General features: G+C 40.5%; 10 protein-coding genes. 6 read left to right on the top strand and 4 right to left on the bottom strand.

The annotated features are described in order from the left end of the window. Positions 1 to 32: 32 nt before the first annotated feature. Complete coding sequence (locus G4420_RS05135; protein WP_163322483.1) at positions 33 to 797, bottom strand: type III pantothenate kinase; 765 nt, start codon at positions 795 to 797, stop codon at positions 33 to 35. Between the two features lie 142 nt (positions 798 to 939). Here G4420_RS05135 and G4420_RS05130 point away from each other — a divergent pair, with 142 nt between their 5' ends. Further along, positions 940 to 1,434 (top strand): response regulator, encoded by a 495-nt coding sequence (locus G4420_RS05130; RefSeq protein WP_163322482.1) that lies wholly within the window; start codon positions 940 to 942, stop codon positions 1,432 to 1,434. Positions 1,435 to 1,924: 490 nt separating this feature from the next. Then, positions 1,925 to 3,367: an MFS transporter gene (locus G4420_RS05125; protein WP_163322481.1), complete on the top strand. Its 1,443-nt coding sequence runs from the start codon at positions 1,925 to 1,927 to the stop codon at positions 3,365 to 3,367. Positions 3,368 to 3,600: 233 nt separating this feature from the next. On the opposite strand, the gene G4420_RS05120 is transcribed toward G4420_RS05125, so the two are convergent. Then, entirely contained in the window at positions 3,601 to 4,134 is a 534-nt protein-coding gene (locus G4420_RS05120) for a DNA-3-methyladenine glycosylase (protein WP_163322480.1), read from the bottom strand. A gap of 103 nt (positions 4,135 to 4,237) precedes the next feature. Here G4420_RS05120 and G4420_RS05115 point away from each other — a divergent pair, with 103 nt between their 5' ends. From G4420_RS05115 to G4420_RS05100, 4 genes are all read left to right on the top strand, one after another. Further along, positions 4,238 to 5,362: a DegT/DnrJ/EryC1/StrS family aminotransferase gene (locus G4420_RS05115; RefSeq protein WP_163322479.1), complete on the top strand. Its 1,125-nt coding sequence runs from the start codon at positions 4,238 to 4,240 to the stop codon at positions 5,360 to 5,362. A gap of 11 nt (positions 5,363 to 5,373) precedes the next feature. Beyond that, positions 5,374 to 5,946: an acyltransferase gene (locus G4420_RS05110; protein ID WP_163322478.1), complete on the top strand. Its 573-nt coding sequence runs from the start codon at positions 5,374 to 5,376 to the stop codon at positions 5,944 to 5,946. After that, entirely contained in the window at positions 5,939 to 7,249 is a 1,311-nt protein-coding gene (locus G4420_RS05105) for a nucleotide sugar dehydrogenase (protein ID WP_163322477.1), read from the top strand. Before G4420_RS05110 ends, G4420_RS05105 begins: the two co-directional genes overlap by 8 nt. An 89-nt stretch (positions 7,250 to 7,338) precedes the next feature. Then, positions 7,339 to 8,232 (top strand): Gfo/Idh/MocA family oxidoreductase, encoded by an 894-nt coding sequence (locus G4420_RS05100; protein WP_163322476.1) that lies wholly within the window; start codon positions 7,339 to 7,341, stop codon positions 8,230 to 8,232. An 11-nt stretch (positions 8,233 to 8,243) separates the two neighbouring features. Here G4420_RS05100 and G4420_RS05095 read toward each other — a convergent pair whose 3' ends face one another. Together G4420_RS05095 and G4420_RS05090 are read right to left on the bottom strand one after the other, a co-directional pair. Further along, complete coding sequence (locus tag G4420_RS05095) at positions 8,244 to 9,035, bottom strand: class I SAM-dependent methyltransferase (RefSeq protein ID WP_163322475.1); 792 nt, start codon at positions 9,033 to 9,035, stop codon at positions 8,244 to 8,246. Then, the gene (locus G4420_RS05090; RefSeq protein WP_163322474.1) at positions 9,019 to 11,517 is read right to left on the bottom strand and encodes a YfhO family protein; all 2,499 of its coding nucleotides are present in this window, start codon (positions 11,515 to 11,517) and stop codon (positions 9,019 to 9,021) included. The genes G4420_RS05095 and G4420_RS05090 overlap by 17 nt, the downstream gene beginning before the upstream one ends. Positions 11,518 to 11,725 lie beyond the last annotated feature (208 nt).

Below are 11,725 nucleotides of genomic sequence, written 5' to 3'. Positions count from 1 at the left end.
ATTACTTGTAAAAAAGTAGGAGATCTCAGATGTTATATAAATGAATTGATTTGAGCCAGCCCTTCGAGCGTTAGCATGGGCTCGCAGAATTTAATATTTTTGGTTAACGGAGCGATTACCGCACTAAGTCCTCCGGTAGCTACAACATTAAGCGATTCGCCTACTTCTTTTTCGGTACGTTCTATCATCGAATCTACCAATCCGGTGTAACCGAAAATTATCCCCGACTGAATAGCATGAATGGTGTTTTCGCCCAAAACCGAAGGCGGAGGCGCAATATGAATTTGTGGCAATTGTGCAGTTTTCCCGGCAAGAGCGCCAACGGCGGTTCGTAAACCGGGCGCAATGGCCACGCCTAAAATTGCTGAATTTTTACCAATAGTGGTGAAAGTTAAAGCAGTACCAAAATCGATTACCATGGTGTTGTTGCCATATTTTTGATAGGCAGCCGCGGCATTGGCAACCAGATCGGATCCAATTTCGTAAGGATTGAGAACTTTTATGGGTAAACGATCGTAAATCTCGGGATTAAGGTGGTTAATAACCGCATTGTCGAATAATCCCGATAACATTTCGCGAAAAGGATGAACAAGGGAAGGCACCACACTGCTTAGAATAATCCGTGATATTTCGGTGCGGCAGATCTTTCCTGCGGTTAACAGCGATCGGAAAATAACCTCATATTCGTCGGCCGTTTTCAGTTGATCGGTTTGAATGCGCCAGTGGTTTACCCATTCTTCATCTTTGTATATTCCAAAAACAATGTTTGTGTTTCCTATGTCGATTGCCAGTAACATAATTTGTGTATTAAATTTTCAAAAGTACCTTTTTCTGCTGTCAGATGCGAATGATTAGGTTTTTTTTGAGCAGTTCGGTCCAGTTGTTTTCTAAATAAATTAATGTTATTTTTAGTGCAACACTAACACTATTTCTAAAATTATGCAAGAGACAAAAAATCCTTTAATTTTTCTGATCGAAGACAGTACCGTGTACAAAGATCTTATTGTTGGATATTTGCAATCGAAAAATTTTTCGAATCTGAAAGTTTTTAAAAACGGAGAAGAATGTCTTAAGCACATCCATTTAAAACCTGATATTATAGTTTTAGATTATTCATCGGAAGGAACAAGCGGTTTGGAATTTATGCTTCAGGTGGAGCGCGAATACAGCCATATTGATTTTATCTTTCTGAGTGCGCAAAGTAAAGTGGATACTGCCGTGAAAATTATGAAGTTGGGTGCGGCCGACTACATCATTAAAAACGATAAGGCGCCGAAAAAACTGGTTGAATCCATTGAGCGACTTCAAGATACTACAAAACAGGAGAAAAAAAGGTTTAGTTTCAAACTGGGAGTAGTCGTTTTCTTTATTGTGTTGTTTCTTATTATAATGATAATCACTTTTCTATCGGTATTTTTTGATGTAGGAATGTGATGCGTGATGGTTTTGAAAACCTCCTCAATGACTATGCTACTGTTAAATTGTTCTATTGTTAAATTGCTAAATTGGCAACTGCGACTGGATTAAACACGAAGACTCAAAGACACGGAGAATTGAACCACAGTAGATTCATAGGACACAGTAGATGGATCGCCAAATAAGTTTCTGAAAAGTATGGCTAAATTATCCTATTGTCGAATTGTAGAACTGAAAACTTCGACTGAAAACTGTTTACTTTCCTCCTGGTTCTGAAATCTAAAATCGTTATTCATCATTCGAAATTCATCATTCAATTGCTCCTCATTCACTCAATAACTCATTCACGATATAGCAAAATTATCCTATTGTCGAATTGTAGAACTGAAAACTGCAACTGAAAACTTTCCTCACTTTTTTTATGTGTTATGTCAGCTCTACGGGATTGAGGTGATGAACATATTTCGAAAAATGTTACCTTACGCGCTTCATCTAAATTTATCGAAAAATGGCAGTTCTTTCAGTATTAAAAGGATACAGTAAAAGTTTCTGGACTTCAAACACCATCGAATTATTTGAGCGTTGGGCATGGTATGGTTTTTACCTGGCCTTTCCGCTGTTTTTGGTTGGTTCGACTGATACCGGGGCACTTGGCTTTTCGAATGCCGAAAAGGGAGCTATTATGGGAACCAGTTCAGCATTATTGTACTTTTTACCAGTGATTACCGGAGCCATTGCCGACAAAGTAGGATATAAACGAATTTTATTATTGGCCTTTAGCATTTATATCACCGGGTTTTTAATGATCAGTAGCTTTAACTCTTATTGGCCGGTTTATTTTGCTTTTATGTGGACCTGCATTGGTGGTGCATTCTTTAAACCAATTATTTCGGCTATGATCGCAAAAACTACCAATGAAAAAACTGCTTCAATTGGTTTTGGTATTTTTTATATGATGATCAATATTGGTGGATTTATAGGTCCTTTCATCGCCGGAGCTTTGCTAAAGTTAAGTTGGGCATGGGTATTTTACATGTCGGTAGCTGCCATTGGAGTAAATATATTGCTAACACTTTTCTTGTTTCGCGAGCCCGGAGTTGAAAAAGATGGTACATCGTTAATACAAAATATTGCACAGGCGTTTAAAAATATTTGGATCACACTTCAGAACTGGAAGTATGTGTTGTTCCTGGTGATCATGATCTTATTCTGGACCGCTTTTAACCAGTTGTATTATTCGTTTCCAATATTTGTAGACCAGTGGATTGATACCACTTCGGTTTATAACGGATTACATGCTGTATGGCCATGGCTGGCCGAAACAATTGGAGATAACGGAACAATCAGTGCCGTGTCGATGACCAGTATGGATTCCTTTTTTATTATTGTCTTTCAGCTAATGGTTTCAGCATTTGTTATGCGCTTCCGGCCGCTGGCTGCCATGATGGGGGGAATTCTTGTTCTTGCCGGTGGTATTGGGTTAATGTTTTCAACACAAAGTGGCTGGTTAATTTTGTTGGGTGTTTTAATTTTTGCTCTTGGCGAAATGGGAAGCTCTCCAAAGTTTACCGAATATGTGGGTAAAATTGCCCCGGCCGATCAAAAAGCTTTGTATATGGGAACGTCGTTTTTGCCAATAGCGGCAGCCCATAAACTGGCCGGTTGGCTTTCCGGTGACTTTTATGAAGGTATTGCCGATAAATATTTCCTGCTACAAAAAGAAGTTGTTGATCGTGGAATTCAGTTTCCGGGCGAATATTCAACCGAATTTACTAAAAACGACTTTTTTGCCCAGGCTGCGGAAAAAATGAACATGACACAAGTGGAACTGACCAATTATTTGTGGCAGAGTTATAATCCTTCAAATATTTGGATGGCTTTCTCGGGTATAGCGGTTTCGGCAGTTATTTTCTTGTGGTTGTATGATCGTTTTGTGATGGGAGGGAAGTAAGAAATTATCAGTAATCAGTCGCAGTTTTCAGTTTCTGGTGAAAATGGAATATTGGGGATTCAATATTGGATATTTTGATGCTGGATGCCAGATATTTGATTCTCGATACTCGTAACTTGAAAATTGATTATTCTACTTTGGAAATTTTTATTTAGTTGAACTTAATATCCAATAACCAATTCTCAATTTAGAATATTCAGCTTGTTTTTCATGGGAATTCAATATTGAGAATTCTACATTGAGGATTCTTTTAAAATAAACCGCCAGGGCTTGCTAATCCAGGGTTCGCCTGCATAGTCGATTCCAACACGTGGAGCGGTTATGAATTTGGGGTTTTCTCCCGTGTCTTCAACCCATATTCTTTCTGATGTGCCAAGATTTTCACCATAAAAACTTTTGTCGAGCTGTAGTGTGCGGCCCACTCTGCCCGGTCCTGAAATGCCTTCCACACCACGAATTAAAACGGCAGAAGAATCATCCGGCTCGCCGGTGACAAAATTCAACATCCAATACATTCCGTAAATCAGGTAAACATATACCAATCCACCTTCTTCAAACATTACTTTGGTTCGGGGCGTTAAGCCTTTGTTGGCGTGGCAGGCTTTGTCTTCGCCTCCGCTATAGGCTTCGGTTTCAGTGATCACGAACTTTTGTATGGTGCCATCTGCAAATCGTCGTACCAGTAATTTTCCGAGTAACTCGGGTGCCACCTGGGTTACATCGCGTAGGAAGAAAGAATTTGGTATTCGACTGGAATCTGTTCTCATATTTTATCGCTAACTGACCGGGAATATGCGAAATAAAAATCTAATGACTTATTCTGGCACTAAAATTATACTTTTATAGTTTATTAAAAACAAGCTAAGCGGAATGCAAACCATCCACATGACTGACATTTACGGGCAATACCTCACCATGAAGGCGGAGATTGACAATGCCATTCAGGAGGTAATTAAATCTACCCGGTTTATTAAAAGTGGGAAGGTGCTTGATTTTGAAGCGAAGTTGGCCGACTACCTGAATACCCAGGTAATAACGTGTGGAAATGGCACTGATGCACTTCGGCTGGCCTTTATGGCCCTGGATCTAAAACCGGGGGATGAGGTAATTACTACTCCTTTTTCGTTTGTTTCAACCGTTGAAGTTCTGGTGTTGATGGGGCTTAAACCCGTTTTTGTAGATGTGTGTCCGGATACTTTTAATCTGGAGGCAGCGCAAATTGAGAAGGCCATTGCGCCAAAAACAAAAGCGATTTTGCCGGTGCATCTTTTTGGGCAATGTGCCAATTTGGAAGCAATTCTGGATATTGCAAAAAAACATGATTTGTATGTAGTTGAAGATGCTTGCCAGGCATTTGGGACGGATTATCTGTTCTCTGACGGTGCGAAAAAGAAAGCCGGAACAATCGGGCATATCGGCTGTAATTCATTCTTCCCGTCAAAAAATCTGGGCGCATTTGGCGATGGTGGTGCTGTTTTTTCGAGCGATATAAAATTGGCCGACACAATTCGTTCTATTGCTAATCACGGAATGAAGGCTAAATATGAATACGAGCGTATTGGAATAAATTCAAGGCTCGATAGTATACAGGCAGCAATTCTTGAGGTGAAACTAAGGTACATCGATAAGCATATAGATGCCAGACAAACGGCTGCCCGGTTTTATGATGAGCATTTGAATAATTTGAACGGGCTGAAAATTCCTGCGCGAACTGACTATAGCACGCATACTTTTCATCAATATACCATTCAATCCGAGCGGCGCGACGAGTTAAAAACCTATCTGGAAAGCCATGGGATTCCTTCGATGGGATATTACCCAAAAGCATTGCACTTGCAGGAAGCCTATAAAAGTTTGGGGTATAAAGCCGGAGATTTTCCAATCGCTGAACGTATTACTCAAACGGTTTTGTCGCTGCCCATGCATACTGAGCTGGATATCGAACAGATGGAGTACATTGTTAATGCCATAAAAAGTTTCTCGCAAAGTAGTTAAGAAAAAGTACTATGAATAAAGAATATTACGCACACAAAACAGCCATTATTGACGAAGGAGCACAAATTGGTTCCGGAACAAAAATATGGCACTTCTCGCATGTTATGGATTCCGCACAGATGGGTAAGAACTGTATTCTTGGGCAGAATGTTTTTGTTGGTAACAAGGTAAAGCTGGGCAATAATGTAAAAGTGCAAAACAATGTTTCGGTATATGAAGGAGTAATTTGCGAAGACGATGTTTTTCTCGGCCCTTCAATGGTGTTTACCAATGTTATCAATCCTCGAAGTAGTGTTGAGCGGAAAGATGAATTCAAAACAACACTGGTAAAACGCGGGGCAACAATCGGAGCTAATGCCACCATAATTTGTGGAGTTACTTTGGGCAAATATTGTATGGTTGGCGCCGGTGCTGTTGTAACAAAAGATATCCCGCCTTTCGCTTTGGTTACAGGAGTGCCTGCCAGACAAACGGGGTGGGTAAGCCGCAGCGGAGAAATTTTGGGAGATGATCTGAGCTGTCCAATGAGCGGAGAAAAGTATTGTCTTGAAGACGGAGAATTGAAACTTATCGAAAATGAGTAATAAAGAAGCGATAATTCAGAAGATAAGCAACAAAACGCTTACAGTTGGAGTAATCGGTCTTGGCTATGTTGGCCTGCCGTTGGCGGTTTGTTTTGCTGCAAAGCAGGTACAGGTTTTAGGTTTCGATACCTCTTCTGAGAGGGTAAAAAAAATAAACTCCGGTAATAATTACATTGCCGATGTAAACGATGAGAAACTTGCTACTTTGGTGCAACAACACCAACTAAGTGCTACATCTGATTTTTCGCTTTTGAGCAAATGCGATGCTCTTTTTATTTGTGTTCCTACGCCGCTCGATAAGTTTAAAAAGCCTGATATGTCCTTTATTGAGCTTGTATGCGGGCAAATTGGGGCGAATTTACAGCCCGGAACATTTATTAGTTTGGAAAGCACAACTTACCCCACTACTACCGAGGAATTTGTTTTACCTATTCTCGAAAAAGAATCGAAGTTAAAGGAAGGAGAAGATTTTTGGTTGGCTTATTCGCCAGAGCGGGTTGATCCGGGAAACAAGGAATATTCAACGCAGAATACACCAAAAGTTTTGGGTGCCATAAGCAACGATGGGTTGGAGATCGGGAAAGCCATTTATTCGATTGCAGTTGAGGAGATTCATACGGTGAGTTCACCACGTATTGCCGAAATGGTAAAAATTTTGGAGAACACCTACCGCTTGGTTAATATAAGTTTGATCAACGAATTAGCGCTATTGGCCGGGAAAATGGATATTAACATTTGGGAGGTGATTGATGCTGCAGCGACAAAACCATTCGGGTTTCAGCCCTTTTATCCGGGGCCGGGAGTAGGTGGGCATTGCATTCCACTCGATCCGTTTTATCTGGAGCACATTGCCCGGAAATTTAATTTCGATTTGTCGATGATACATACAGCAGGGCACATCGATTTGCTTATGGCACACCGAATGACAGTTAAAATAACATCAGCACTCAACCGGCAGAAAAAAGCCATTAACGGCAGCAAAATTCTGTTTTTGGGTGTGGCTTACAAACCGGATATCAATGACGAGCGCGAATCGCCGGCATTAAAAATTATGGAGGAAGCAGAAAACAAAGGAGGAGAGGTGAGTTACCACGATCCTTATATTTCTGCGGTTACTTTAGGAAGTGGAAGTCGGTTTAAATCGCTTGAAATGGCTGAATCTGTTTTGGCAGCTGCCGACTGTGTGGTTATTACAACCAATCATAAATCATTCGATGCCGATTTTATTGAGAAGAATTCAAAATTGGTCGTCGATCTGCGAAATATGATGAAGGAGGCTTCGGATAAGGTTTATAAACTATAATAAAGTTAACCGCAGAGACGCAGAGTGCGGAGGTGAAGTTTACAAAAGAATGCCTTAGCACCTTCGCGTCTTAGCGGTAAAGTATTAATATGAAACGATTTGCACTAATAGGAGCGGCAGGATTTGTAGCCGAACGACATATAAAGGCCATTAAAGAAACCGAAAATGAACTGGTTTGTGCCATGGATACTTTTGATGTAATGGGGCGGATGGATAGCTATTTCCCCGAGGCCGAGTTTTTTACTTCGGAGAAAGAACTTGTGCAGTTTCTTCAGCAAGCAAAACCAAAAGGTAAGCCGGTAGATTACATTAGCATCTGCTCGCCCAACAATCTTCACATAAAACATATTGAGCTCGCCTTAAAGAACGGATGTGATGTGATTTGTGAAAAGCCACTGGTCATTGATTCAAAAGATTTGGAAAAAATTAAAGAATGCGAAGCTGAAAGCGGAAAGAAAGTCAACGCCATCTTGCAACTTCGTCATCATCCGGCCATCCTGAAATTGAAAAAGGATATCGAACAATCGGACAAAGACTTTTTTGATATTGATTTGAATTACATCACTTCGCGGGGCAAGTGGTATTTTAAAAGCTGGAAAGGAGATTTTGAAAAATCCGGGGGAATTGCTACAAACATTGGAATCCATTTTTTCGATATGCTTACCTGGATTTTTGGGAAGGTGCAGAAAAGTAACGTATCGGTTTATGAAGCTACCAAAGCATCAGGTGAACTTGTTCTTGAAAAAGCAAAAGTCAACTGGTTTTTAAGTCTGGATGCTAACGACCTGCCTGAAGTTGCAACAAAAGCCAGTAAACGGACTTATCGCTCTATAAAAGTAGATGGTAGAGAAATTGAATTCAGCAATGGTTTTACAGATTTGCATACGGTAACCTATCAGAAAATTCTTTCCGGGAATGGTTTTGGGGTTGAGGATGCACGCGAGAGTCTGGATTTAATTGCGCTTATACGAAGCATTAGGTAGTCACAGGTACATTAAACCAGATCTTTTGCACTCAATAAATAATATGCACAAGTGGAAAAATAGTTCCGAAGTACAGGAATGCCTGCAAGGATTTTATTTTGTTTTCGCGGCTGAAGTTTAAACTTAACTTCGTAGTTGGGATTTATAAAAAACAAAGTCCTGTCAAGTATTTCGAAATTATTTTCTTTTACAATGTTTTCAAACCTTTCAATGGAAATGCCTGTTTCCTTTATTTCTAATAGTTCGTTGATTCTTGATTCTGGTTCGCCAAATAGTTTCAAAACTCCTTTGTATAAGGGTATGGGCAACAGGTGAATATACGGCATTGTTGAAAGAATCCGATTCTGACAAATCTGCTGATGTCCTCCAAAGGGATTTTGCCAGGGCGGAAAACCAAAGAAAACGATGGTTTTGGCATGAAAGCAAGATTTGAAATAGGACATAAAATATTCCTGATTAGGGATGTGTTCAATTACGTCGCGAAGAATAATCAGATCAAATTTTCCCAAATCATTTCGATTGTAAATATTATCAGCAATAAGCGTTAGGTTTGACCGATTTTTATGTGTCGAATAAAATTCCTTTCCCTTATCGATTTTCCCTTTCGACAGGTCGATACCGGTTACCTTAAAGCCCATATCCACAAAGGGAAGAAGGTTGCCTCCCTCGCCACATCCTATTTCCAGAACGGTTGATTCGGCACCAATTTGGAGCCGTTTCTTAATATAGGGGACAACGTATTTCCGGGTGGTGTCGGCTTGTTCGTTAAAATACTGCCATTTATCTCTATGTCGTTTCTGCATGTTTTTTGGGTTTGAGTAACAGCCCTCCGTTATTTTTAATGTTTATTGCAAGGAAGGCGAGAGCCAGGATTATAAAAACGATTGAACTGGCAAACGATATTTTAGATCCTAAAAAGTAGGATTGAGGTTCGAACTTAAACTCAATGGTGTGCTCACCTGCCGGAACCGACATGGCCCTCAATACATAATTAACCCTGAAATAGGGAGCTTTTTCGCCATCAATATAGGCCTCCCATCCTTTGTCGTAATAAATTTCGGAGAATACGGTTAGTTGCTCGGAGCTGGAGTTAAAGGCATATTTCAGGTAATTCGGATCGCTAACCAGCAACTCAATGTTTCCGTTTTTTTGATAGGTTTTGCCCGAAACATATTGTTCAAATCGTTGGTCGATTACTGCTTTATCAGCAGGGTTGATTTCGCTTATTGCATCGATTTCGGCATCGGCGTTTTCAACCACCTCGTAGTTGTTAACAAACCAGGCGTTGCCCAATGGTTCCGGATCTATTACCGGTGCTCCGTTCGGGTTTATTATCAGGTATTTGGTGTTCAGAATTTTTAGTGCAGGAGTGCTGTTAAACAGCATGCTGACCTGATCGGGAGCCAGGCCATTGTTCAGCATTCTGCTCATACTCTGAATTTCGGGTGAAATATGGTAATCAATTAATTCCTGGTAACGTTTTAGTTTGGCAGCATGGTATCCGCCAATGGATTTGTGGAAGTACGAGGTTGATGCATCGGTAAACGGATTTACAGTAAGGTTCAGCACACGGTAGGAAAGCGCGTCATCCTGGTGAATCAACTCATCAGCTTTCGACAGCGTGTACGGATTATTCATTTGGCGTTTGGCCACAAAACTGTCGTTGTTCAGGTAGCGTTTGTTGGTGGGCCACATATCTGCCAGTATTAGAGCAACCCATAAGGCCAGTGCATATTCAGCTTTTAATTTCTTTTTCCAGAAAGCCCATAAAACACCGGCTGCCAGTGCTACAAAAATAAAGGTTCGGAAGGCATCTTTTTGTGCCACCATTTTCCGGTCGGCCTTCAGGGCATCCAATAGTTGCTCGGGCCATCCGGCTTGCAGGAGACGGGCATCGGAAGCGGCAGTAAAATCGCCTGCCAACCCCGGTATCACTGCCAAAACAAGGGCTAAACCACCGGCAATAGCAAAAGAGTACAGTAATGCTTTATTAAAAACCTGGTATGAAACTTCGCGTTTATAAACCTTCGAAATAGCCATCACCCCCATAAAAGCCATAGCAAATTGCTGAATAACAATAATGTTTTTCACATCGCGGAACTTGTTGTAAAGCGGGAAGTAATCGATCATCAGGTTCGAAAGCGAAGGAAAATATTTCCCCAGCGAAAGGGCAAATGAAACCACTACGGTTGCCACGATCCACCACTTGTCTTTCCCTTTTACTATGAATAAGCCAAAAACAAAGAGGAAGCATAAAACAGCACCAAAATAAAACGGTCCGCCGGCAATGGGTTGGCTGCCCCAATACAAAGGCAGGTTGTTGGCAATACGCAAAGCATTTTGTTTGTTTTGTCCGCGGGCCAGCAAATCATATACCTGAGAGTTTTCTCCCAAAGGCTCGGCCATGCTACCTCCCTTCAGACGGGGGATAAAAGCCGTTAATGCTTCACCCACATCGTAGCTGTAATCCAGGATATAATCGCGGTCTAATCCATCCGATTTTTTGTGCAAATCGCTGGTTAATTCCGATTTCCCACGGATAGTATCTTTGCTGTATTCATAGATAGGCCATAAAGTAGAAATATTCATTCCAATGGCTAACACAGCAGCGGCTGCCAATATTCCTGAGCTTTTCAGAAAGGGTATTATTGTTTTTTCGCGTACGGCATAAATAAAATATACGATGGCGATAATCAGTACCATTATGCCTGCATAGTAAGTCATTTGCAGGTGGTTGGCAGCAATCATCCACGACAGAGCCAGGGTGCTGATAAGTGCTCCGGCCAAACGTTTGTTTTTATAAGCCAGAATGATACCTGCAATTAATAACGATATATAAGTGATGGTAAGGCTTTTACTATTATGCCCGGCTTCGAATACCACAAAAAAGAAAGAGGTAAAACCATAAGCCAGAGCTCCGGCCAGGCTGAGCCAGGGATTTACACCGAGTAAAATTAACATCAAGTAAAACAAACTTAAAAAGAGCAGGTGATAACTCACCGGACGTGGAATTTTTAAAACTACATCGATTATCTTTTTGCTAAGGTTGCCTTTGTAAATGGTTGTAATTAAATAGGTAGGCATACCAGAGAACATTGTGCTGGTCCAGAATGTATTTTCTCCGGTTTCTTTTTTGAAATCAGCAATCTCTTTCGACATCCCTTTGTAATGGATAATGTCAGATTGTTGTACAACTTTACCTTCAAAAACTGGTGCGAAATATATTGCAGAAGTAATAAAAAGTAAAACTACCGGAAGAATGTAACTAACAATTTTTTTATTCATTGAGACGGGCATTTGATTGTAGAGCAAATATAAATAATGATTGGTGATATGCTATAATTCAATAATTAAATATGGAGGATATCTATCTCTTTGTTCTTTTGGGAGCCGCAAAAGTAGTTATAGATTCAACGATCTTGTCTGTGTGTTAATGCTTTCTATTATGCTTTAGATTATTTGAGTATAACAAGAGACCAATGTATTATTAAAA

The organism is Draconibacterium mangrovi, assembly GCF_010586825.1.
GTDB lineage: Bacteria > Bacteroidota > Bacteroidia > Bacteroidales > Prolixibacteraceae > Draconibacterium > Draconibacterium mangrovi.
The sequence above is the reverse complement of the archived record's forward strand: the minus strand, read 5'-3'. Positions and strand labels throughout refer to the sequence as shown.